Annotated in this window: 20 protein-coding genes; 9 read left to right on the forward strand and 11 right to left on the reverse strand. The window is 59.1% G+C overall.

From position 1 onward, the window contains the following. Positions 1–14 precede the first annotated feature (14 nt). The 3 genes from panC (at position 15) to DLM_RS03245 (ending at position 1,832) form a co-directional block, all read left to right on the forward strand. Entirely contained in the window at positions 15–848 is an 834-nt protein-coding gene (gene panC / locus DLM_RS03235; protein ID WP_089082641.1) for a pantoate--beta-alanine ligase, read from the forward strand. A gap of 23 nt (positions 849–871) precedes the next feature. After that, positions 872–1,252 (forward strand): aspartate 1-decarboxylase, encoded by a 381-nt coding sequence (gene panD / locus DLM_RS03240; RefSeq protein ID WP_089082640.1) that lies wholly within the window; start codon positions 872–874, stop codon positions 1,250–1,252. 166 nt (positions 1,253–1,418) lie between these two features. Then, entirely contained in the window at positions 1,419–1,832 is a 414-nt protein-coding gene (locus DLM_RS03245) for a GFA family protein (RefSeq protein WP_231960037.1), read from the forward strand. 8 nt (positions 1,833–1,840) lie between these two features. On the opposite strand, the gene rraA is transcribed toward DLM_RS03245, so the two are convergent. The 8 genes from rraA to DLM_RS03290 form a co-directional block, all read right to left on the reverse strand. Further along, the gene (gene rraA / locus DLM_RS03250; protein WP_089082639.1) at positions 1,841–2,320 is read right to left on the reverse strand and encodes a ribonuclease E activity regulator RraA; all 480 of its coding nucleotides are present in this window, start codon (positions 2,318–2,320) and stop codon (positions 1,841–1,843) included. A 282-nt stretch (positions 2,321–2,602) separates the two neighbouring features. Continuing rightward, positions 2,603–4,081: a DegQ family serine endoprotease gene (locus DLM_RS03255; RefSeq protein ID WP_089082638.1), complete on the reverse strand. Its 1,479-nt coding sequence runs from the start codon at positions 4,079–4,081 to the stop codon at positions 2,603–2,605. 98 nt (positions 4,082–4,179) lie between these two features. Then, a complete protein-coding gene (gene nth / locus DLM_RS03260) occupies positions 4,180–4,812 on the reverse strand; it encodes an endonuclease III (RefSeq protein WP_089082637.1) in 633 nt (210 codons plus the stop codon). A 106-nt stretch (positions 4,813–4,918) separates the two neighbouring features. Continuing rightward, positions 4,919–5,695 carry an RnfABCDGE type electron transport complex subunit D gene (locus DLM_RS03265; RefSeq protein WP_089082636.1) on the reverse strand — a complete coding sequence of 259 codons (777 nt, stop codon included), beginning with the start codon at positions 5,693–5,695 and terminating at the stop codon, positions 4,919–4,921. Beyond that, on the reverse strand, positions 5,692–8,037 hold the full coding sequence (locus tag DLM_RS03275; RefSeq protein WP_167467029.1) for a 4Fe-4S dicluster domain-containing protein: 2,346 nt from the start codon (positions 8,035–8,037) through the stop codon (positions 5,692–5,694). The genes DLM_RS03265 and DLM_RS03275 overlap by 4 nt, the downstream gene beginning before the upstream one ends. Further along, positions 8,034–8,612, reverse strand: coding sequence for an electron transport complex subunit RsxB (gene rsxB / locus DLM_RS03280; protein ID WP_089082786.1), 579 nt, complete (start codon positions 8,610–8,612; stop codon positions 8,034–8,036). Before rsxB ends, DLM_RS03275 begins: the two co-directional genes overlap by 4 nt. Beyond that, entirely contained in the window at positions 8,609–9,148 is a 540-nt protein-coding gene (locus DLM_RS03285) for a hypothetical protein (RefSeq protein ID WP_089082785.1), read from the reverse strand. The genes rsxB and DLM_RS03285 overlap by 4 nt, the downstream gene beginning before the upstream one ends. Positions 9,149–9,243: 95 nt before the next feature. Beyond that, a complete protein-coding gene (locus DLM_RS03290; RefSeq protein ID WP_089082784.1) occupies positions 9,244–11,088 on the reverse strand; it encodes a DUF294 nucleotidyltransferase-like domain-containing protein in 1,845 nt (614 codons plus the stop codon). A gap of 416 nt (positions 11,089–11,504) precedes the next feature. Here DLM_RS03290 and DLM_RS03295 point away from each other — a divergent pair, with 416 nt between their 5' ends. Then, positions 11,505–12,422, forward strand: coding sequence for a bestrophin family protein (locus tag DLM_RS03295; RefSeq protein ID WP_089082783.1), 918 nt, complete (start codon positions 11,505–11,507; stop codon positions 12,420–12,422). Positions 12,423–12,673: 251 nt separating this feature from the next. Here the strand turns inward: DLM_RS03295 and acs are convergent, their stop codons facing one another. The 3 genes from acs to DLM_RS03310 form a co-directional block, all read right to left on the reverse strand. After that, positions 12,674–14,638 (reverse strand): acetate--CoA ligase, encoded by a 1,965-nt coding sequence (acs, locus tag DLM_RS03300; protein ID WP_089082782.1) that lies wholly within the window; start codon positions 14,636–14,638, stop codon positions 12,674–12,676. Positions 14,639–14,704: 66 nt separating this feature from the next. Continuing rightward, positions 14,705–16,384 carry a cation acetate symporter gene (locus DLM_RS03305; RefSeq protein WP_089082781.1) on the reverse strand — a complete coding sequence of 560 codons (1,680 nt, stop codon included), beginning with the start codon at positions 16,382–16,384 and terminating at the stop codon, positions 14,705–14,707. Then, positions 16,381–16,692 (reverse strand): DUF485 domain-containing protein, encoded by a 312-nt coding sequence (locus DLM_RS03310; RefSeq protein ID WP_089082780.1) that lies wholly within the window; start codon positions 16,690–16,692, stop codon positions 16,381–16,383. The genes DLM_RS03305 and DLM_RS03310 overlap by 4 nt, the downstream gene beginning before the upstream one ends. A gap of 315 nt (positions 16,693–17,007) precedes the next feature. Between DLM_RS03310 and DLM_RS03315 the strand changes: the two genes are divergently transcribed. The 5 genes from DLM_RS03315 to DLM_RS03335 all read left to right on the forward strand — a co-directional run bounded on the left by DLM_RS03315 (position 17,008) and on the right by DLM_RS03335 (position 22,578). Next, positions 17,008–17,904, forward strand: coding sequence for a LysR family transcriptional regulator (locus tag DLM_RS03315; RefSeq protein WP_089082779.1), 897 nt, complete (start codon positions 17,008–17,010; stop codon positions 17,902–17,904). Positions 17,905–17,932: 28 nt separating this feature from the next. Continuing rightward, positions 17,933–18,400 (forward strand): hypothetical protein, encoded by a 468-nt coding sequence (locus tag DLM_RS03320; RefSeq protein ID WP_089082778.1) that lies wholly within the window; start codon positions 17,933–17,935, stop codon positions 18,398–18,400. A 46-nt stretch (positions 18,401–18,446) separates the two neighbouring features. Next, positions 18,447–19,907 (forward strand): protein adenylyltransferase SelO, encoded by a 1,461-nt coding sequence (locus DLM_RS03325; protein ID WP_089082777.1) that lies wholly within the window; start codon positions 18,447–18,449, stop codon positions 19,905–19,907. 421 nt (positions 19,908–20,328) lie between these two features. Continuing rightward, positions 20,329–21,543, forward strand: a complete 1,215-nt coding sequence (manD, locus tag DLM_RS03330; protein ID WP_089082776.1) for a D-mannonate dehydratase ManD — start codon at positions 20,329–20,331, stop codon at positions 21,541–21,543. Between the two features lie 15 nt (positions 21,544–21,558). After that, the gene (locus DLM_RS03335; protein WP_089082775.1) at positions 21,559–22,578 is read left to right on the forward strand and encodes a Zn-dependent oxidoreductase; all 1,020 of its coding nucleotides are present in this window, start codon (positions 21,559–21,561) and stop codon (positions 22,576–22,578) included. The last annotated feature ends 9 nt before the right edge of the window (positions 22,579–22,587 follow it).

The raw sequence follows: 22,587 nt of genomic DNA on the forward strand, positions 1-22,587 counted from the left end.
AAAAGGGTAAGGAAATGGAAATCATCCGCAGCGTGGCAGCCATGCGTGCATGGCGTCGCCAGGCCGGTAAGCTGGCCTTTGTTCCCACCATGGGCAATCTGCACGAGGGCCACCTCGCGCTGGTGGCCGCCGCGCACGAGCATGCCGACAAGGTGGTCGTCAGCATTTTTGTCAATCGCCTGCAATTCGGTCAGGGCGAGGATTTTGATGCCTATCCGCGTACCTTCGAATCCGACTGTGCCAAGCTGGAAGCCGCCGGTGTGGACGCCTTGTTCTTCCCCACCGAGCAGGAGCTGTACCCGCGCGTGAAGCAGGATTTCAACGTGGAGCCGCCGCATATCCAGAACGAGCTGTGCGGTGCCTTCCGCCCCGGCCATTTCCGTGGCGTGGCTACGGTGGTGAGCAAGCTGTTCAACATCGTGCAGCCGGATGTGGCCTGTTTCGGCAAGAAAGACTTCCAGCAACTGCATGTGATCAAGGCCATGGTGGACGACCTGAACATCCCGGTGGCCATCGTGCCGGTGGATACCGGCCGGGCGGCAGACGGCCTGGCGCTGTCTTCACGCAATGGTTATCTCACTGCCGAAGAACGTGCCGAAGCGCCGCGGCTGTACCGCAACCTGTCCGCCATGCGCGCAGCCTTGCTGGCCGGGGACAACGACTATGCCGCGCTGGAAGCCAAGACTGCTGCCGACCTGCAACAGGCCGGCTGGACGGTGGATTATGTTGAAGTACGTCAGGCCGATACCCTGGAAATCGCCCATGCCGGTGAAAAGCGCCTGGTGGTGCTGGCTGCCGCCCGTCTGGGACGTACCCGTCTGATCGATAATGTGGAAGTGTCCCGCTAAGCCGGGCAAGGAAAGACAGTACCATGCAACGCATCATGCTTAAGTCCAAGCTGCACCGTGTCACCACCACGCACGCGGAGCTGCATTACATCGGCTCCTGCGCCATTGACGAAAACCTGCTGGAAGCGGCGGATATCCGTGAATACGAGGAAGTGCAGATCTGGAACGTCAACAATGGCGAGCGCTTTGCCACCTACGCCATCAAGGCTGAGCGCGGCTCCGGTGTCATCTCGGTCAATGGTTCGGCTGCCCGCCGTGCTGCTCCGGGCGACCTGCTGATCATCGCCTCTTTTGCCCAGTATGAAGATGCCGAGCTGCTCAACCATCAGCCCAAGCTGGTGTTCGTTGACGAACGCAACCAGATGACGGCGCTGGATAACCAGACACCTACCCAGCCAGCCTGATAGACAGCCAGTCGTTTTCCCACGCAAACGATGCCGCAAAACGGCATCGTTTTTTCATGCCCGCCGTTCATCCTGCAAGACTGCTTATAACTGTCTATAGTGCTTGAACAAGCACGCCAAACGTCGGTGCCTGTCCAAGCCAGGCGCCGCCTAGCAGGAGACCATCATGAGCAGCATATTGACTGGCGGCTGCCTGTGCGGCGCGGTGCGCTATCGCATACATGGCCAGCCCTTTCATGTCACGCACTGCCATTGCATCAGTTGCCGCAAGGCTAGCGGGGCGGCGTTTCTGACCTGGTTTACCGTACGGCTGATTGAGCTGGAGTGGCTGAGTGAAAAGCCGGTTTACTACCACTCATCCGCAGCGGTGCAACGTGGCTTTTGTCCACACTGTGGCGCCACCCTTAGCTATCAGCATGAGTCCGACCCGGACGATATCGACATCACCGCCGCCACGCTGGATGCGCCGGAGCAACTGGCACCGGAATCCCACATCTGGTGGCAGGAGCATCTTGGCTGGGGGGAACCGGCCGAGCAGGCCGCCCTGCCGGTTCATGCCCGCAACCACGATGGTGTGTGAGTGCCTGTTTAAAGCAGGGCCTCGGCGGCGACGATCACGCCGTCTTCATCGGCATACAGCCAGTCACCCGGTGTAAAGGTGACGCCGCCAAAAGTCACCGGCAGATCGCGCTGACCTTCGCCGCGCTTCACCGACTTCAGCGGGTGGGTATTGAGTGCGCGGATGCCCAAGGGCAGTTGGTTGAGTGCCACCGAATCGCGGATGCAGCCATAAATCACCACCCCTTCCCAGTGATTGGCCACCGCCAGCTCGCCAATCTGGTCGCCCAGCAGCGCGCAGCGCAGCGAACCGCCGCCATCCACCACCAGCACCTTGCCATGGCCATCCTGGGCCAGGGTTTCGCGCACCAGGGTGTTGTCCTCAAACAGCTTGAGGGTGACGATTTGTCCGGCAAAGCGGGCATGGTTGCCATAGCACTGGAACATGGGCTCGACCACACGTACCCGGCCTTCATTGGCATCGCACAAATCGGTTGTCAGAAAACTCATTTTCTCTCCTTTGCTGTTGCTGGTTTATTGGATGTCGGCAGCCATGAAAAAGCCGCCCTGGGGCGGCTTTGGCTTGTTGACAATACCCATCTCGCTTTCAGACAGGAAAGCGAGGCACCCTTCTTCAATTGGCAAGGCAAGGGCGGGGGGATTGGGAATAAACGGTAAGGCTGCCAACGCAATCACTTCCTCGAAAGGCCCGGCAAAGCCGGGTCCGGTGGAGATTCGTCAAATGATGATGTTAGCAGCCTGAAGCCGCCTTGCGGCGGCTTGTCGGCATGCTCAATCGAGGCGAAGCGGCACGAACAGCGTGCTGTCCTGACGTCGCACCAGCAAGGCTATCTTGCCATGTGCGCTGGACAGCGCCTTCTCGAAACTCTTCACCGAGGTGATTTCATTCTGGTTCAGCCCCATGATCACGTCGCCATGTTGCAGGCCGGAGCGTGCCGCCGCACCTTGCGCCTTCTGTACCAGCAGGCCGCCATTGAGGCCCAGCTCGGTACGCTGGCGTGCGGTCAGCTCGGTGACGGTCAGCCCCAGTTTGCCAAACTGGAAATTCTGCGGAGCGGCTTCGTCCTGCTGCTTGGCCTGGGGGCTGACTTCCGGTGCCAGTTCGCCCAGCGTGGCCTGGATGGTTTTCTCTTCCCCCTTGCGCCACACCGACAGTTTTACCTTGGCACCCGGCTGCAAGGAACCCACCATCATCGGCAAGTCCTTGGAGCTTTCGATGCTGCGGTCATCCAGCTTGAGGATGATATCCCCGGTCTGCAGGCCGGCTTTGCCGGCTGGGCCTTGCGGGTCCACCCGCACCACCAGCGCACCGCTGGGGCGGGGCAGGCCGAATGACTGCGCCAGCTCCTGCGACACTTCCTGGATATTGATGCCCAACTGGCCACGGCTGACCTTGCCCTTGGCCTTGATCTGTTCGGCCACATTCATCGCCAGGTCAATCGGGATGGCAAAGGAAATGCCCATGAAGCCGCCGGAGCGGCTGTAGATCTGCGAGTTGATACCCACCACTTCACCGCGCAGGTTGAACAGCGGGCCGCCGGAGTTGCCGGGGTTGATGGCCACGTCGGTCTGGATGAAGGGAACATAGTTTTCATCCGGCAGGCTGCGGCCCTTGGCCGACACAATGCCGGCGGTAACGGTATTGTCAAAGCCGAAGGGTGCGCCGATGGCAGCCACCCATTCACCCACCTTGAGCTGTGCCGGGCTGCCTACCTTGACTACCGGCAGGCTGGAGGCATCCACCTTCAGCAGGGCAACATCGGTGCGCTTGTCCAGGCCCACCAGACGGGCTTTCAGCTCGCGCTTGTCGGTCAGCATCACCTTGATCTGGCTGCCACCGCTCACCACGTGGGCATTGGTCATGATGTAGCCATCATCGCTGATGATGAAGCCGGAGCCATAGGACACGCTTTCTTCCGGTGTCTGCTCCTGCTGATTGGGCTGGTTGGGGATGAAGCGCTTGAAAAAGTCGAACAGCGGGTCGTCTTCCGGTACCGGGAAGGGCATTTCACTTTGCTGTGGTACCGCCTCGGTGCGGTTGGCCTGAATGTTTACCACGGCCGGGCCGTCCCGTTCGACCAGTTGGGTAAAGTCGGGCAGCAACATGGCGACACGCCCATCCGACTGGGCAGGCACAGCTACCGGGGCCGGCTGGCTCTGCTTGTGGAACAGGCTTTCGATCTTGTCGCAACCCGAGAGCAACGACGCTGCCAGAAGGGCGCCGAGAATGGGGCGAAGATACGGAGTCACAGAATTATCCTTTCGGGGAAGCTTTCAGACCGATATAGGGACGATCCACTGTATTTCCAGGGAACTACCGCCGGTTAACTACGACCGCAATGCTGCAATCATACCGTTTTTGCCGGGTATTCACACAGATCGGCGATCACGCAGCGATGACACTCCGGCTTGCGTGCCTTGCATACGTAGCGGCCATGCAGGATCAGCCAGTGGTGGGCATCCACCTTGAATTCTGCCGGAACGTAACGCAGCAGTTTGTCTTCTACCTCGCGTACATCCTTGCCTGGTGCCAGCCTGGTGCGGTTGGATACCCGGAAGATATGGGTATCCACCGCAATGGTGGGGTGACCAAAGGCCGTATTCAGCACCACATTGGCGGTTTTGCGCCCGACACCGGGCAGGGCCTCCAGCGCCGCGCGGTCATCCGGGACCTCGCCGCCATGTTTTTCCAATAACAGACGACAGGTGGCTATCACGTTTTTGGCCTTGGTGCGGAACAGGCCGATGGTCTTGATGTAATCGGCCAGGCTCTCCTCACCCAATGCCAACATGGCAGCCGGGGTATTGGCGACGGCATATAGCGGTCGGGTGGCCTTGTTGACGCTGACGTCAGTGGCCTGGGCCGATAGCAGCACGGCAATCAGCAGTTCGAATGGTGTGCGGTATTCCAGTTCCGTGGCGGGCTTGGGCGTGTGTTCGCGCAGGCGGCGGAAGATTTCGTAACGCTTGGTGGCATTCATGGTGGCTTGGCCTGAAACAGGTTTGGTACGCGGGCTGTCCGGCTAAGGTTGGGACAGCCCGGCTATTGTAGCGCAGCCCGCTGCGGGAGCGGGCTGGTTGCGGTTTTTACGTGCGGGTGGGCGGCAACAGCAGCAGCTTGTCCAGCAGTGGGGCGCAGGCACTGAGCAAGAGGCTGGCCGCCAGCGCGCCAGCGATATCCACCCGGCTGGCGGACAGGCTAAGTGCCAGGCATGACAAGCCCATGGCCACGCCATGCAGCCAGCGGCCTTTTGGCGTAAGCGGGATGCTGTTGCTGTCGCTGATGACCCAGCCAGCCAGCAGCCACCATGCCGGTTGCAGCAGCAGGCTGGCATGGGGCAGCGGCAGGCTGGCCAGCAACACCAGTCCAAAGCCGGCAGGGGCCTGCCAGGCAAGCAGATGGCGCCAGCCCAGCCAGCAGATGCCCAGCAGCAAGGCCAGGGACAGTGGCAGATTGTCAGCGGGGGCTGCCAGCGGCAGCCATGGGGCCAGCAAGATCAGGCTGACGCTCACTGGATGGAAGGGGCCGTGTGCGCTGCCGCCAAACAACTGACGCAGCAGGATGGCGGCGCTGCAGGCTGCCGCCAGTGCCAGCGGGGCGGTGTTGAGCGGCAGCAGCAGGGTAAGCAATACCGCGCTGAGCAGACATGCCGGTTGTTGCCAGGCCAGCGTGATGGGCTGTTTGCGCAGATACAGACAGGCCATTTCGCCCAGCAGGCTGCAAAACAGTGCCAGCAGAAGAGTAGATAGTGCTGCCGCTCCTTGCTGTGCCAGCAAAACCAGGATGCCCGGCAGTAGCGCCAGCAGCGACTGTCGCTGTCTGCTGGCCAGTGTCGGAGCAAGACGTATGGTGGTGGAGATCATGTGTTTTCCGCTCCCTTGGCCTGATCCGGCTTCGATGCAGCTTCTTGCCCCGCAGCCGCCTGCGCGGCTTTTTGTGCGGCAGCACGCTGCATCGCGGCCTGGATCAGCGCCTGCTTGTCGCCATCCATGCTGCTGGGTGTGGCGGCGGTCTGCGCGGCTTTTTGTGCGGCGGCACGCTGCATCGCGGCCTGGATCAGCGCCTGCTTGTCGCCATCCATGCTGCTGGGTGTGGCGGTGGTCTGCGCGGCTTTTTGTGCGGCAGCACGCTGCATCGCGGCCTGGATCAGCGCCTGCTTGTCGCCATCCATGCTGCTGGGTGTGGCGGCGGTCTGCGCGGCTTTTTGTGCGGCGGCACGCTGCATCGCGGCCTGGATCAGCGCCTGCTTGTCGCCATCCATGCTGCTGGGTGTGGCGGTGGTCTGCGCGGCTTTTTGTGCGGCAGCACGCTGCATCGCGGCCTGGATCAGCGCCTGCTTGTCGCCATCCATGCTGCTGGGTGTGGTGGAGGTCTGCGCGGCTTTTTGTGCGGCAGCACGCTGCATCGCGGCCTGGATCAGCGCCTGCTTGTCGCCATCCATGCTGCTGGGTGTGGTGGAGGTCTGCGCGGCTTTTTGTGCGGCAGCACGCTGCATCGCGGCCTGAATCAGCGCCTGCTTGTCATGGTCTGGCACGGCTGTCGGCTGGCTGTGCGCCACGCTGGCCGCTTTGGCTGCATCTTGCGCTGCCTTGCGTGCCGCGGCACGGGCCATGGCGGCATCGATGGCAGCCTGACGGCTGGCAGCTATGGCGGCGGCACGCTCATCTGGCTGCTGGAGATCGTCCTGAGCGGCAGACTGCTTGCTTTGGTGCCGGCTGTTGCGCTCGGCGGCGCGTGCCATGGCTGCTGCAATGGCGGCCTGTTTGTCGGCAAGCTCCGACGTGCTCTTGGCTGTCGGCTGTACTGTGCTGGCGGATTGTTCGCGTTTGGCTGCCTGTTCTGCCGCGCGTTCTGCCAGGCGCTGGGCTTTTTCCTGTTTGTCCCTCTCCAGGCGGAACTGGCGGAAGCGATGCCGCTGTCTTGCCCGCTCTGCCGCCTGTTGTTGTTGCTGTGCATGCTGCTGTTGCTGCGCACTGTGGCGAAACTGCTCCAGCAGCGGCAGTTGGCTGGGGCATACCGCATTGCACAGGCCGCACAGGCTGCAGTCCTGCAGGCCCCAGGTCTCAGCCTGTGTGCCGTCCTGCTGCGTGCAGTGCCAGTAGAGTTCCTGTGGTTGTAGCCGGCTGGGACAAATGCGTGCGCAGTCACCGCAGCGTATGCAGTCCTGTGCGTGGGCTGTTTCTGCGCTGGCCGGCTGCAGGCAGCGGCTGTGCCAGTGCAGGCCAAGGGTGTCGGCCAGCGGCGCTGGCAGCGCATAGGCGCGCAGCGCACCGCCATGCAGGATGCCGTAACGGGTACTCGCGCCGACCGAGGCCAGTACATGGCCTAGCGGCGTTCCCAGCAGTGCTTGCACCTGGCCATGTGTTGCCTGGCGGCTGTGGATGCTCACCAGGCGGCTGATGCAGGGCTGTCCATGCAGGATGGCCGCGCCGGCGGCGAGGACGCCATCTGCTGGCAGGCACAGGCTGTGGCTGGCTTCTGGCGGTCGGGCCAGCAGTTTGCATAGCGTGGCTTCATCTGCTGCGGGGTAAGGTGCGGTAATGGCTTCAAGCTGCCAGTCACGCCCGGCCATTGCCTGGCGCATGGCCTGGAGAGCAGCCTGTTGTTGCTGGTGAAGGGCAATGATGATGCGCGCTGGTTGCAATACCTCTTGCAGCAGCCCGATGGCGGCGACAAGGGCTGCGGCCTGTTGTTGCAGCAGTGTGCTGATGGCATCCAGGCCGGGCTCGTCTTCCACTGCATTGATGATCAGCAAGGGCAAGGCTTGCTGCTGTGCCGCCCATTCCAGCGCCAGCAAGGGACCGTGGTTGCCACTGACTCCCATGTCCTGCAGGCGCAGGGCCAGGTCCAGCCGGCTAAGCGTCGCGGTTGTGTCGGGGATGATGGGCAGTGCGGCATCCTGTCCGTCCACTTCCAGCAACAGGGTGTTGGCCAGCGGTGTGCCGGGCAGCGCCTGCGCTTGTTGCCGGATGGCAATGATGCGCCCGGATGTCGGTGCGTGCAGCGCAAGGCCATGGGTGCTGTCGGCAGCGGCCAGGCGCTGGTATTTACGCACCTGCTGGCCCACTTCCACGCAGGGGATGCTGTCTTGCAAGGCCAGCGCCAGTTGGCGCGGCAATGGCATGGTGTGCAGCGTCGGGCTGGGCTGATCGGCAGCGTGCTGGGGATGTTTGGTGCCAAGCAGCATGGAGAGCAGCCGCCTCATTGCCTGGCCTCGCGCTTGACGGCCTTGATGGCAATCACCGGGTAGCCCCAGCGCCAGTCTTGCGGCGGTGTGGCCGGGCGCATGCTGATGCAGTCTACCGGACAGGGTGCCAGGCATAATTCGCAGCCGGTGCATTCATCTGCCAGCACGGTGTGCATCTGCTTGGCCGAGCCAAGGATGGCATCGACCGGACAGGCCTGGATGCACAGGGTACAGCCAATACAGGTGCGTTCATCGATCAGGGCCACGGCCTTGGGTTTTTGCGCCGGGGCATCGGCATCAAACGGCAGGTAGTCCACTTGCAGCAGGGCCGCCAGTTTGCGGATGCCTTCTTCGCCACCGGGGGGGCAGCGATTGATGCGATCTTCCCCCTTGGCCAGGGCGTCGGCATAGGGTTGGCATCCGGCGTGGCCACACTGGCCACACTGGGTTTGCGGCAGGATGGCATCAATGCGTTGTGCCAGCGGAGGCTGGGTGACGGGGCTGGCCTGTGGCCGCAGGGCAATGCGGCGCAACAGGCGAAACAGCAGGGCGCTGGCCAACACTAGCAGGACCAGCTGGATGGCAATACTCATGACAGATGGACTCCAAGGCTGTGCAGGGCCAGCGCCAGCAGCAGCGCGCAGGCCAGCAGGGCGGGCTGGCCGTGCAGGCGGGCCGGCAGATTGCAACGCGCCAGGCGTTGCGTCAAGGTGGCAAATTGCGCCAGCAACAGGCCTAGCAGTAGCGGTGCCAGCAAAATGTGCAGGCTAAGGCGCAGGGCATGGTCTGCTTTGTCTGGCCAGAACAGGGGCAGGGCCAGCAGCAGTGTATCCAGCAACAGCCAGTACCACCGCAGGCCGAGCCAGTTGATCTGGGGCGCGGCATATCGCTGCAGCAGGGCAAACAGCAGGAGCGGACAGCCCGTGTGAACCAGCAGCGTCAGCAGCATGCTATGCGGGACAGCAACCAGCGTCAGCATCATGCTGCCCAGCAGCAGGCTGACCAGACAGGCAAGGCTGGTGACTACTGCATTGAGCAGCAAGCCACTCACATCGCGGGCCTCGCGCTGGCTCAGATGCTGGCAAAACGCCAGTGCGGCCAGCAGCGGCAGATAAAGCCCATCATTCATGGCTGGAAAATCCGGAAAGCAAAACCGCAAAATTATCCGGGTTTCGCGGCTGCTTCACAACCTTGCTGCCTACTGGCAGCGGCACAATCCGCTGGTCAGGGCAGGTGCTGGCCCAGCCAGGCCTGCAGTTTGCGGGCTTGACGCAGGGTTTCTTTCAGGATGCGCGCATCCAGCGTACCCAGTTGCTGCGGATCGATCAGGCTGTCCAGCCCTGCCCCCTGTTCCTGGCATGCCAACTGGTGGCGCAGGCGCAGGTCCTGCAAAAAGCGGGCGCTGTCGGCGAAGCTCTGGCAGTCGCTGTGCTTGAGGCCAGGCAAATCCGCAGCGGCGGCAAAGCGTTCACCGGTGCGGCTGGCGGCCGAGCCCGCCTGCAAGGCCAGAATGCGTGCGCCATCGACAAACAGGTCCAGTGCGGCCTTGAGGTCCAGCTTGTCATCCTGATCGGTTTGCAGGCGGCCACTCCAGCCCAGCGGTGGCTGATAACTGCGCGCGGTGCGGCTGAGTGCCTGCAGCACGGATGGGTCGCTGGCACGTTGACGCAAGGCGCTGGCCAGTTCCAGTCCCAGCAGTTGTTGTCCCCAGGCCGGGCGGATGTCCAGATATAAACCGATATGTCCCGCGCTGTCGGCTGACTGCATCAACTGGCTGATAAAGGTATCGCACCAGTCGTCCAGCGACAGGCAGTGGCTGGGGTTGCCTGCCATCACCCCGTTCCTGCACAGCGGAATGCCGCAGGCGCTCAGGGCGGAACAGATACGCTGGGCAATGGCTGGCAATTGCTGGGCAAGCTGCTGTTGACGCAGCGGCGTGCTGCAGCGGAATACCAGACCGCTATCCTGATCCGAGGTCAGCGTGTTTTCCTGGCGGCCGCTGCTGCCAAAGTGCAGCCAGCAGATTTCAGCGTCTTCCAGTCCGGCTTCCGCCAGATGCAGTTGGCACAGGCGTGCCAGCAACTGGTCGTTGAACAGGCTAAGCAGGCGGGTGCTGGCATCTGCGTCCATCCCCTGTTTGAACAGCGCAAGTACCTGGCGGCGGAATGTGGCAGCCACACCGGAGAGTGCTGCAGTGCTATCGCAACGCCCAAGGCGCTGCAGCATTTCCTTCATGTCCAGTCGCGACAGACGGTAGAGGTCGTGTTCTGAAACGATGCCCACCAGCGTGCTGCCCTCGCACACCATCACATGGCGTTCACCGCTTTGTACCAGTGCCAGCATGGCCTCGCTGGCCAGGGCACTGGGCGGGAGGATGCAAACCGGCTGACGCATCAGTTCCTTCACCGCGGTATCGTCTCCCCGGCCTGCCAGATGTGCGCTCAGCAGATCGCGCAGGGTAAACAGCCCGAGCAGGCGCTGCTCCGGGCTGGTGATCACCACCGAGCCCACGCCTTCGCTCTGCATCTGTTGCAATAGCGGACGCAATGCTGTTTCGGGGCGGCAGGTGACCGGTGGCCGCTGGATCACCGCGGAAAGTGGTGTGTGCAGGCTGAGTCCCTGGCCGCCCAGCGCCGAGGGATGTAACTGCCGGGCACGCGAGAGCAGGTTGGCCAGTCGCTGGGTGCAGAATAGTTGGAATGCCGGGGACTGTGCGCAGAGGGCGACAAAGGCTTCGCGTGGCAGTTGCAACACCATGCAGTCGCTGTCGGCGCGGTAGTGATTGGTAACCGGGCGTTGTGCCAGCAGTGCGCCCAGCGGAAACATGTCGCCCTGACCCAGCATGGCAAAGGGCTGTCCACTGTAGATGTCTTCTGCCAGTACCTGGCCATCCACCACGATGAATAACTGGTTGGCTGGCCCGGCCTGGGGACTGGCCAGGCTGCTGCCGCGTGGAAAATGCTGGCGGCGTGCATGGCTGGCCAGTTGGGCCAGTTGTTCTGCACTCATGGCGGCAAAAGGTTCGTGCAGGAGCAGGGCCTGCCAGTCGGCCGGGAAGGGGGTGGGCATGGTTGGGCTCCGCAGTTGGCCGAAACGGCATTCAATATAAAGATGGCATACCGGATCGGGTATTGGGGAAATCCGCCTGCCGCCACCTGGGCCTATGCTGACAGGCGGGCGCTATGGTGGCGCAGCCTGCTGTCGCTGGGCAATGTTTTTTCCCCTGCGGCTTGAGATTCTGCAGGGCAAGATTATCCGCCACCAATCCGCTTGCTATCCGTTGCTGCTGCTGGTTTTGTGGTAGATGGCCAAGCGTTCTGATGCAATGCTGGTTTTGCAAACGCCCCCGCGCTAGGCAGCGTACTACCCGCTATGGCAGCTATGGCGCTGCTGCCGGCATGGCAAGGCGGTGGGGCATTTTGCACTGCAGCATAAACCGCAATGCCTTATCATGACAGCTTCACCATCATTTACTGATATTGCTCATGATTGTCCGCTCCTCACACAGCTGGTTCCGTCTGCTCTTTGTCTGGCATGGTTCGGTATTGCCGCGCATCCTGCCCCGGCTGATGTTGGTGCTGCTGATCGCGCTGCTGGCGGCATCGGTGCGACACTGGTGGCTCAGCAGTTTTGGGGACTCCGCCCTCAGCATTCCCACCTTTACCTTGCTGGGTGTGTCATTGGCCATTTTTCTCGGCTTTCGCAATTCGGTCAGCTATGAACGCTTCTGGGAGGCACGCAAGCTGTGGGGCGGTTTGCTCATCATCAATCGCTCCATTGCCCGGCAGTTGCTGGCAGCGGTGCCACGGCATCCACTCACCACGCAGGCGGCCGATTTGCTGTGTGCCTTTGCCTATGCGCTAAAAGCACAGTTGCGCAAGGAGCACGATTGTGAACATCTGCTGCGGCTGGTGCCGCCAGGCATGCTGGATGAGGTGCAGGCGGCCCGCTTTGTGCCGGCCATCATCCTGCGCCGTCTGGGGGAGCTGATCCTGCAGATGCAGCGCGAGGGCTGCATCACTGAGCTGCAATGGCATGCGCTGGACCGCAAGCTGGACACCATGTCGGAAATCCTGGGCGGTTGCGAGCGCATCGACACCACGCCTATTCCTTATACTTATCGCGTCCTGCTTAACCGCACGGTCACCATCTACAGCTTGCTGCTGCCGATGGGCCTGGTCAGCAGCATAGGCTGGCTGACGCCGCCCATTGCCGTATTCATTGCGTACACATACCTCGCGCTGGAAGTGATTGGCGAAGAACTGGAAGAGCCGTTCGGTCGTGAGGGAAATGATCTGCCACTGGCTGCCCTGTGCCATACCATCGAATCCGCCGTGCGCGAAATGCAGGGCCTGCCAGTGACGGTGGAAGCGCCAAAGCCGCAAGGGGTGTATCTGCACTAGAAGCCGCTAACAACAAAGCTGCTGCGGCCTTGCGTCTGCTTGCCGGACTGCTTGTGCGGTCTGCGGCGGCGCGATTTGCTCCAGGCAGGCTACGCTTTTGTGCGCTGCTCCAAGCCAGCCAGGGCTGGTATGCGCGCACGGCCAGCATCAATGACTGGTGTGACTGGCGGGGCAGTGCAGGACGGATGGCGCGGGCAAAAAAAAGCCCGGTGAAATCACCGGGCTCAAGGTCAGTGTGCTCCTGAACTGATTCAGATGGGGTTTTGCAGCTGGCCCAGAATCTGCGGGTTTTCCAGCGTGGAAACGTCCTGGGTGATTTCTTCGCCCTTGGCGATCGAGCGCAACAGACGGCGCATGATCTTGCCGGAGCGGGTCTTGGGCAGGTTTTCGCCAAAGCGGATGTCATCCGGCTGGGCGATCTTGCCGATTTCGTGGGCTACCCAGTTCTTGAGTTCGGCCGCAATCTTCTTGGCTTCATCGCCTTCCGGACGGGCGCCCTTCAGTACCACGAAGGCCACCACGGCTTCACCCTTCACATCGTGTGGCTTACCGACCACGGCGGCTTCGGCCACCAGCGGGTTGGCCACCAGCGCCGATTCGATTTCCATGGTGCCCAGACGGTGGCCGGATACGTTCAGCACATCGTCGATACGGCCCATGATCCAGAAGTAGCCGTTTTCGTCGCGGTTGGCCGAGTCACCCGCCAGGTAGTACTGGCCGTTGAACTCGTCCGGGAAGTAGGTTTTCTTGAAGCGGTCCGGGTCGTTCCAGATGGTACGTACCAGGGATGGGAAGGGCTTCTTGATTACCAGGAAGCCACCGCGGCCCGGTTCCACCTGCGCGCCCGATTCGTCCACGATGTCGGCAATGATGCCGGGCAGTGGCAGGGTGCAAGAGCCCGGCTTGGTGGGTACCGCACCCGGAATCGGCGCAATCATGGCCGAGCCGGTTTCGGTTTGCCACCAGGTATCCACGATAGGGCAGCGGCCACCGCCCACCACTTCGTAGTACCACATCCAGGCTTCCGGATTGATCGGCTCGCCCACGGTGCCCAACAGGCGCAGGCTGGACAGGTCAAATTGCTTGGGCAGGTCGTTGCCCAGCTTGATCAGCGAACGGATGGCGGTCGGCGCGGTGTAGAAAATGCTGACCTTGTGCTGTTCGATCATGCGCCAGAAGCGGCTGGCATCCGGGTAGGTCGGCACGCCCTCGAATACCACCTGGGTGGCACCGATGCCCAGCGGGCCGTAGCAGATATAAGAGTGACCGGTGATCCAGCCCACATCGGCGGTGCACCAGTACACATCATTCGGTTTGTAGTCAAAGGCCCAGCGGAAGCTGTTGATGGCACCCAACAGATAGCCGGCGCTGCTGTGCTGGATACCTTTCGGTTTGCCGGTGGAGCCGGAGGTGTAGAGGATGAACAGCGGGTCGTCCGCCAGCATCCATTCCGGTTCGCAGGCTTCGGCCTGGCCTTCCACCAGCTTGTGCCACCATACGTCGCGGCCTTCGGTCCACTGTGCGCCGCCATTGGTGCGCTGGTAAACCACCACGTTCTGTACCGATTCGCAGCCTTCCAGTGCCAGGGCTTCGTCCACGGTGGCCTTCAGCGGAACGGTCTTGCCGCCGCGCAGGCCCTCATTGGCGGTAATCACCAGCTTGGCGCCGGCATCCTGGATACGGTCGCGTACCGCACCGGCGGAGAAACCGCCGAATACCACGGAGTGGATGGCGCCGATACGGGCGCAGGCCTGCATGGCCACGATGGCTTCAATCACCATCGGCATGTAGATGACCACACGGTCGCCCTTGCCAATGCCCAGGCTCTTCAGGCCGTTGGCAAACTGGCAGACACGACGGTGCAGTTCGGAATAGGTAACACGGGTCACTTCGCCATCATCAGCTTCGAAGATCAGGGCAATCTTGTTGGCGTTCAGCGGCAGGTGACGGTCCAGGCAGTTGTAGGAGACGTTCAGCACACCATCGTCAAACCATTTGAAGAAAGGTGCGTTGCTGTCATCCAGTACCCGTGAGAAGGGCTTTTTCCAGGTGATCAGTTCGCGCGCCAGGTCCCCCCAGAAAGCCAGGTAGCTGTCATCAGCCTGTTCGCACAGTGCGTTGTAGGCTTCCATGCCGGAAACAGTGGCCTTGTGGCGGAAGTCGTCGGACGGCGGAAAGCTGCGGGTTTCTTTCAGAATGGACTCGAGGGTGGACATTACCTTCTCCTTATGTTTTGTAGTGCTGTAGCCGCATCCCGCAGGATGCGGCCCCAGGTGTAACGATTAGTGCTTGGAAGCGCCGGAGGCGCCGATGCCGGTCATGGAGCGAACGAACTGGGCATCAAACTTGGCTTTTTCTTCAGCAGCAGACTTGGAGTTGTCGGTCACCGAGAACAGCCAGGTGGTCACGAACGCCAGGGTGATGGAGAAGATGGCCGGGTTCTTGTACGGGAACAGGGCGGCTTTGTGTTTCATCACATCCACCCATACTGCCGGTCCCAGAACAATCAGCACCACTGCGGTTACCAGGCCGATGAAGCCGCCGATCACTGCGCCGCGGGTGGTCAGACCCTTCCAGAACATGGACAGGAACAGTACCGGGAAGTTGGCCGAAGCCGCGATGGAGAAGGCCAGACCCACCATGAAGGCAATGTTCTGCTTCTCGAACACCAGACCCAGCACGATGGCGATGACGCCCAGTGCCACGGTGGTGATCTTGGATACGCGGATTTCGTCAGCTTCGTTCGCCTTGCCCTTCTTGATAACCGAAGCGTACAGATCGTGCGAGACGGCAGAGGCACCGGACAGGGCCAGACCTGCTACAACGGCCAGGATGGTGGCGAAGGCAACCGCAGAGATGAAGCCCAGGAACATGTCACCGCCAACCGCATTGGCCAGGTGAATGGCGGCCATATTGCTGCCACCAACCAGTTGGGTGATTTGCTTGCCATCCTTGGTGATGGTTTCCATCATGCCCGGCTGGTTCAGCACCAGCATGATTGCGCCAAAACCGATGATGAAGGTCAGGATGTAGAAGTAACCGATGAAACCGGTGGCGTAGAACACCGACTTGCGGGCTTCCTTGGCATCAGACACGGTGAAGAAGCGCATCAGGATGTGCGGCAGGCCGGCAGTACCGAACATCAGCGCCATGCCCAGCGAAATGGAGTCAACCGGATCCGCCTTGCCCGGTGCCATGATGGCAGCGTGCTTGGCGTGAGCGGCAACGGCCTTCTCGAACATCAGTTCCGGGCTGAAGCCAACGGTGGACAGCACCATGAAGGCCATGAAGGAAGCACCACACAGCAGCAGTACGGCCTTGATGATCTGTACCCAGGTGGTAGCCAGCATGCCGCCGAACAGCACGTAGCACACCATCAGGATGCCCACCATGACCACGGCAGAAGAGTAGTTCATGCCGAACAGCAGCTGGATCAGCTTGCCGGCACCCACCATCTGGGCAATCAGGTACATGGCCACCACAACCAGGGTGGAGGTGGCGGCGAAGGAGCGCACCGGCGTCTGTTGCAGGCGGTAGGAAGCCACGTCGGCAAAGGTGTATTTGCCCAGGTTACGCAGACGTTCTGCCACCAGGAACAGGATCACCGGCCAGCCAACCAGGAAGCCCATGGAGTAGATCAGGCCGTCATAGCCCTTGTCGAACACCATGGCGGAAATGCCCAGGAAGGAAGCTGCCGACATGTAGTCACCGGCAATGGCCAGGCCGTTCTGGAAACCGCTGATACCGCCACCGGCGGTGTAGAAGTCGGAGGCGGAGCGGGTGCGGCGGGCGGCCCAGTAGGTAATGCCCATGGTGAAGGCCACGAACGCCACGAACATGATGATGGCGTGCCAGTTGGTAGCCTGTTGTTTCACATCGCCATCAATGGCACCGGAAGCGAAAGCCAGGGCCGGGAAAAGCGACAATGCTGCCAGAGCGAGAGAGCCAGTACGTTTTGTCATTGTTGTGCCTCCTCAACAATCTCGCGGTTGAGCTGGTCAAACTCGCCGTTGGCCTTGCGCACGTACAGGCCGGTCAGCACGAATGCGGAAAGAATGATCAGAATCCCGACCGGGATACCTACAGTCATGGTCATGCCGGGGGCGAGCGGAGCGCCCAGCGAAGCCGGTGAAAATGCCAGTATCAGAATGAAGCCATAGTAAATGACCAGCATTGCGATGCTGAGCTGCCAACCCAGGCTTGTCTTCTTGTGAACAAGCTCTTTGAACTTCGGGTTGGACTGTACTTTCTTGAGTACGTCCTCGTTCATTGCATCCTCCTTTGTCGTAACGATCGTCTGACCGCTGGAGGAAACATAAGGGACGAAAGGCGCAGACCGCTAATCGCATTTTTTGATTGGTTAAATTTGCCAGACGGATGTTGCGTTGCAAAAAATTATATTAATCAATAAGTTACATTGGTATTTTTGCTCCATTTCCCATGCTACATCTGCGGTTTTTTTTGAAAAAAGTACGTGAAAATGTTGTGGAACAGCAGGGAATGACCGCAAAATGTTTCCCAAGATAAGGTCGGTAAAACAGACAAATGTAGTCCGCTCGCTACAGGCAGGGAGAACAGGCCGTACATGGAAATCTATCAGTTGAGGACCTTTGTCACCGTCGCTCAGCAAGGGCACCTGACGCAGGCCGCAGAGTTGTTGCATTTATCCCAGCCCGCCGTAACCGCCCAGATCAAGGCGCTGGAAGAAGAAGTCGGCATGCCTCTGTTCGAAAGAACGGCAGGGGGCGTCACCATGACACGGGCAGGACAGGAATTGCTGCCGCAGGCGCAATCCATCCTGGCCTCCGCGCGGGAAATCATCAACCATGCCAAAAGCCTAAAAGGTCAAACCGGTGGTAAGGCGCAGATTGGCCTTACCCTGACTCCCGCCACGCTCAAAATGGGGGAGTGGGTGGCTGCGCTGGTGGAAAAATACCCGCTGCTGGATCTGCGACTGCAGCACGGGGTGACGGGGGAAGTGCTTAACCTGGTGCGCAAGAAGGAGCTTGATGCCGGTTTCTATCTGGGTAAAAACCCCTACGTCAACGTCAATACCGTGCTGTTGACCAACCTTCCCTTCCGCATTGTCATTCCCAAACACTGGGACACTCGTATCGATCTGGCCAACCACAAGGATCTGGGGCGTCTGCCATGGATCGGTCTGTCGCAGTTCTCCAGCCTGTCCAAAATTACAGCTGAACTCTGGCGCGAACTGAATATATCGCCGAAGAAAGTCGCAGAAAGTGACAATCTTGCCTCCATTCTGGAACTTGTCGCCTGTGGAGTGGGCATTGCACTGGCCCGTGAAGAGGAAGCGCTGGAGTGGGAAGCCGCCGGGCGATTGACGGTTGTGCCTGGTGTGCGCAAACTGGCCGAGTTGCAGTTCGTTTATCCTTCGGACCGGGTAGGTGATCCGATTCTGGAAGCGCTACTGCAGGAGTTGATCCGTGTCTGGGCCCTAAGCCCGGTCGCAGCTCATTAGCGTGTTGTCCAACCGACAAGGACGATTCATGGCCTACGAGTGGTTTGCCAGCGCCTTCCAGCGTTACCTGAGTACCATGGAACTGAGCCAGCGACGCCTGCTGGATGCCCAGCAGGATGCCTGTCTGAGCTGGACGGCGGCCTGGCTGCGCGGCTATCCGCAGGCCGATGCCGATTTGCAAGGCCGGATTGATGGCAGCCTCTTGGGCGGTGTGTCCCTGCTGCAGGCACAGGCCGACAATCAGCGCGACCTGATGCTGGCAACAGAGAAGTCACTCAATGACATGCACCGCCGCCTGCTGCAGCAACTGGAACAGTCAGGCAACCATCCCTCTTTTAGCGTGATGAAGCAGGCTCTGCAACTGGGGCAGACTTCCGGCAACGCCGTCAGCAAGATGAGCCGTCAGGTGGGCCATTTTGCTGCTACCAGCTTTTCCTCTGCCTCACTCAATGCCGCCCGTGACATGCGTCGGGTCTGGCGACGACAAAAACCCTGATTGTCTTCCGGTGTTTATCCTGTTGGCCCGCGTCTAGAATCGGGTCATGCAAGCCATATCCACTCTGACCTTTGGTCAACGTTTTCTCGCGCTGCCCCCTGCCTTCTATCGCAGGGTGCAGCCCCAGCCACTGAGCCAGCCACATCTGGTTGCGCTGAATGCTTCCTTGTGCGAAACCCTTGGCATCCTGCCGGCTACTCTTGAGCAGCCAGACGCGCTGGCATTGCTGTCCGGCAATCGCCTGGCACATGATATGCAGCCGCTTGCCGCGATGTATGCCGGGCATCAGTTTGGCGTCTATGTGCCCCAGTTGGGCGATGGTCGTGCAATCTTGCTGGGCGATATGCTCGATACCGAGGGACGATGCTGGGAATGGCAGCTCAAGGGTGCCGGTTTAACCCCGTTCTCACGCATGGGTGATGGCCGTGCCGTGTTGCGCTCCACTATTCGCGAGTATCTGTGCAGCGAAGCCATGCATGGCCTGGGCATCCCCACCACCCGCGCCTTGGCCATGATTGGCTCGCCAGATCCGGTTTACCGGGAGAGGCCGGAGACGGCTGCCGTGCTCACCCGTCTGGCGGAAAGCTTTGTCCGTTTTGGCAGTTTCGAGGTGTTTTACCATCGCGGCCAGCACGATGAAATCCGTATCCTGGCGGACTTCCTTATCCGTCATCATTTCCCGGCATGTGCAGAACAAGCGCAGCCCTACGCAGCATTATTCAGTGAAATTGTCACTCGCACCGCAAGCCTGATTGCGCAATGGCAGGCAGTGGGCTTCTGTCACGGCGTGATGAATACCGACAATATGTCGGTGCTGGGGCTGACGCTGGACTACGGCCCGTTTGGCTTCATGGATGGCTTCAATGCCGCGCATGTATGCAATCACAGCGATCATTCCGGACGTTATGCCTACAACCAGCAACCACAGGTTGGCTTGTGGAATCTGCATTGCCTGGCATCGGCCTTCTTGCCGCTGGTGAGTGAAGCGCAATTGCTGGAGGCACTCTCCGGTTATAGGGAGCAGTACTCACAACACTGGCAGGGGCTGATGCGCAACAAGCTGGGCCTTGCTGTACCGGATGAGGGTGATGACGCACTGATCGAAGCGCTACTGTTGGCCATGCATGCGCATCAGACCGATTACACCGTATTCTTCCGCCGGCTGGCCGACTTTGACAGCGCGGGCGACAACCACGCATTGCGGGACATGTTCCTGGATCGCAGCCTGTTTGATGACTGGGCGGCACGCTACACTGCGCGCCTGCAGTTGGAAACCCGGCCGGCTGCCGAGCGCAGGTCTGCCATGCTGGCGGTCAACCCCAAATATATCCTGCGCAATTATCTGGCCGAGCAGGCGATTCAAGCCGCTCAGCAGGGGGATTTTTCACAAATCGCCAGCCTGCATCACTGTCTGCAGCACCCCTTTGACGAGCAGCCGCAGTATCAGGCTTACGCCGCCGAGCCTCCTGCCTGGGCGCAGGAAATCAGCGTTAGCTGTTCCAGTTAAACCGGCGCTCGGTTTTCATCCCGATGCTTGTCAGGTGCCGTGCCATACCTGGCCATCCCTCTTTCCGCTTTTAGCGCCCTGTTACCAGCTCTATTCCTGCTACCCGCGGGTAGCAGGGCGCATCGCCCCCTCCAGTATTTTCTTATCGCTTTGCTCAGTATGTCATTCATGCCAAGCAGCCGATTCACCGCAGAAGCGATTGATCTCAATAGTCATTCCAGCATTAATCGGGAATATCAAAAAAATCCCTTGGATATTTTGATATTTCCTATTGTAATAATTTCAAGGCATATAATTTAAAATTATTTTTCAGTTTTTAAATTTTGGTCTGGTATTTTGGGCAGTGTGAAATACTTGTATGGCAGGTGCTTGTGTATTAATTTTCATTGCTGCGTTTTGCTAATGGCTGTTGGAGCATTCAATGAAAATAATCAAGGCAGATGTGTTCGTAAGTTGCCCTGGGCGAAATTTTGTTACGCTAAAAATAACAACGGAATCTGGGTTAAGCGGTGTGGGCGATGCCACCCTGAATGGGCGGGAACTCTCCGTTGCAGCGTATCTGCGCGACCATCTGTGCCCACAGCTTATTGGCCGGGATGCGCAGAAAATAGAAGATATCTGGCAATATTTTTATAAAGGTGCTTACTGGCGACGTGGTCCGGTAACCATGTCCGCTATTTCTTCTATTGATATGGCCTTGTGGGATATCAAAGGGAAAGCAGCAAACATGCCAGTGTATCAACTGCTGGGTGGCGCTTCGCGCGAAAAAGTCATGGTGTATGGCCATTGCACGGGAAGTACTATTGATGCCGTACTGGATGATTATGCCAGGTTGCTTGAAATGGGATTTCAGGCGATACGTGTGCAATGTGGAATTCCTGGTGTGTCATCTGCTTATGGGCTGGCAAAACAAAAAGGTGGTAAATACGAGCCGGCAGCTAAAGGGGTTTATCCTGAAGAACAATTGTGGTCAACAGAAAAGTATCTGAATTTCATACCAACAGTATTCGACAGGATTCGTAATAAATTTGGCATGGATTCTTGCCTATTACATGATATACACCATCGTCTGACGCCGATAGAAGCAGCACGTTTCGGTAAAGATGTTGAGCCATATCATTTATTCTGGATGGAAGATCCTACGCCGGCAGAGAATCCGGAATGTTTCCGCTTGATAAGACAGCACACCGTTACCCCAATAGCGGTTGGGGAAGTGTTCAATAGCATATGGGATTGCAAACAATTAATCGAGCAGCAGTTGATTGATTTTATTCGCACGACAGTGACGCATGCGGGTGGAATCAGTGGTATGCGCCGTATTGCTGATTTTGCTTCACTTTATCAAATACGCACCGGCTCTCATGGCGCCAGTGACTTGTCTCCAATCAGTATGGCAGCCGCTTTGCACTTTGATTTATGGGTTCCCAATTTTGGTATTCAGGAATATATGGGTTATTCGGAAATCATGCTGGAAGCATTTCCTCGAAACTGGATATTTGATAATGGTTATATGCACCCAGGAGATGAGCCGGGTTTGGGTGTGGATTTTGATGAGAAGATTGCTGAGAAATATCCCTATGAAGCAGCTTGTCTACCGATAGCCAGGCTGGAAGATGGCACGATGTGGAATTGGTAAGGAAGGGGAACCGTGATGAAAAGCATAGTCATTAGTCAGCCTGGTGTGCTGGAAATACAGCAGCGCGAGATACCACAACCTGCCGATGATGAGGTAAGAGTAAAAGTCATCTACGCCGGGGTGTGTGGTTCTGATGTCCATATTTATCATGGGCATAACCCATTTGCCAGATATCCACGGGTAATCGGGCATGAATTTTTTGGTGTCATTGACCAGGTTGGGCGTGACGTGATGCCAAGCAGGATTGGCCAGCATGTAGTTATCGATCCGGTGGTCAGTTGTGGGCAATGTTATCCCTGCTCGGTTGGACGACCTAATGTCTGTCTGAATTTACAGGTGATTGGGGTACACCGTGATGGTGGATTTAGTGAGTTTGCCTGTGTGCCTGCCAGCAATGCCCATATTGTTCCAAAAACAATCCCTGCACTGCATGCGGCGCTGGTTGAACCATTCAGCATCGCGGCCAATATTACCGCGCAATTAAAGCCAACAGCGCAGGATGTCGCCTTGGTTTATGGTGCCGGTCCCATGGGGCTGGCGGTGATTCAAGTATTGAAAAAAGTATTTGGTGTGGCACATCTTGTTGCGACTGATCGTATTGCATCAAGGCTGGATCGTGCCATCGAGTGTGGTGCAGATCAGGTTGTGACTAATCAGGATGCTTATTTATTGGACTATTTTCAGCAGTATGGACGTGCGCCTACTCTGATTGTGGATGCAGCATGCCATCCAGCCATTTTGCAGCAGGCTATTGAATTGGCTTCGCCTGCAGGGCGGATTGGAATAATGGGTTTTTCTGATGCACCATGCATGATCAGCCAGAAAGACCTGACCAGCAAGGAACTTGCCATTTTTTCATCACGCTTGAATAGCGCGCGTTTTCCTCAGGTGATTTGCTGGATGGGTGATGGAAAGTTAAATCCTGATGCTTTAATTACGCATAAGCTTGATTTTAATCAGGTGGGCGTGGCATTGCATTTGTTTGAAAATGAGCCAGCGGAGTGTTGCAAAATCTTATTGGAATTTCCTGGTTGATTCAATTTA

This window comes from Aquitalea magnusonii (genome assembly GCF_002217795.2).
Lineage (GTDB): Bacteria > Pseudomonadota > Gammaproteobacteria > Burkholderiales > Chromobacteriaceae > Aquitalea > Aquitalea magnusonii_B.

What these genes read in the sequence shown, in the direction of transcription:
- nth (WP_089082637.1), bottom strand. Translation starts at nt 4,812, where the DNA reads ATGAATGCCACCAAGCGTTACGAAATCTTCCGCCGCCTGCGCGAACAC.
- DLM_RS03265 (WP_089082636.1), bottom strand. Translation starts at nt 5,695, where the DNA reads ATGATCTCCACCACCATACGTCTTGCTCCGACACTGGCCAGCAGACAG.
- panC (WP_089082641.1), top strand. Translation starts at nt 15, where the DNA reads ATGGAAATCATCCGCAGCGTGGCAGCCATGCGTGCATGGCGTCGCCAG.
- DLM_RS03320 (WP_089082778.1), top strand. Translation starts at nt 17,933, where the DNA reads ATGGCCTACGAGTGGTTTGCCAGCGCCTTCCAGCGTTACCTGAGTACC.
- DLM_RS03275 (WP_167467029.1), bottom strand. Translation starts at nt 8,037, where the DNA reads ATGAGGCGGCTGCTCTCCATGCTGCTTGGCACCAAACATCCCCAGCAC.
- DLM_RS03290 (WP_089082784.1), bottom strand. Translation starts at nt 11,088, where the DNA reads ATGCCCACCCCCTTCCCGGCCGACTGGCAGGCCCTGCTCCTGCACGAA.
- DLM_RS03285 (WP_089082785.1), bottom strand. Translation starts at nt 9,148, where the DNA reads ATGAATGATGGGCTTTATCTGCCGCTGCTGGCCGCACTGGCGTTTTGC.
- DLM_RS03305 (WP_089082781.1), bottom strand. Translation starts at nt 16,384, where the DNA reads ATGACAAAACGTACTGGCTCTCTCGCTCTGGCAGCATTGTCGCTTTTC.
- rsxB (WP_089082786.1), bottom strand. Translation starts at nt 8,612, where the DNA reads ATGAGTATTGCCATCCAGCTGGTCCTGCTAGTGTTGGCCAGCGCCCTG.
- DLM_RS03245 (WP_231960037.1), top strand. Translation starts at nt 1,419, where the DNA reads ATGAGCAGCATATTGACTGGCGGCTGCCTGTGCGGCGCGGTGCGCTAT.
- DLM_RS03325 (WP_089082777.1), top strand. Translation starts at nt 18,447, where the DNA reads ATGCAAGCCATATCCACTCTGACCTTTGGTCAACGTTTTCTCGCGCTG.
- DLM_RS03335 (WP_089082775.1), top strand. Translation starts at nt 21,559, where the DNA reads ATGAAAAGCATAGTCATTAGTCAGCCTGGTGTGCTGGAAATACAGCAG.
- DLM_RS03310 (WP_089082780.1), bottom strand. Translation starts at nt 16,692, where the DNA reads ATGAACGAGGACGTACTCAAGAAAGTACAGTCCAACCCGAAGTTCAAA.
- DLM_RS03315 (WP_089082779.1), top strand. Translation starts at nt 17,008, where the DNA reads ATGGAAATCTATCAGTTGAGGACCTTTGTCACCGTCGCTCAGCAAGGG.
- rraA (WP_089082639.1), bottom strand. Translation starts at nt 2,320, where the DNA reads ATGAGTTTTCTGACAACCGATTTGTGCGATGCCAATGAAGGCCGGGTA.
- acs (WP_089082782.1), bottom strand. Translation starts at nt 14,638, where the DNA reads ATGTCCACCCTCGAGTCCATTCTGAAAGAAACCCGCAGCTTTCCGCCG.
- panD (WP_089082640.1), top strand. Translation starts at nt 872, where the DNA reads ATGCAACGCATCATGCTTAAGTCCAAGCTGCACCGTGTCACCACCACG.
- manD (WP_089082776.1), top strand. Translation starts at nt 20,329, where the DNA reads ATGAAAATAATCAAGGCAGATGTGTTCGTAAGTTGCCCTGGGCGAAAT.
- DLM_RS03295 (WP_089082783.1), top strand. Translation starts at nt 11,505, where the DNA reads ATGATTGTCCGCTCCTCACACAGCTGGTTCCGTCTGCTCTTTGTCTGG.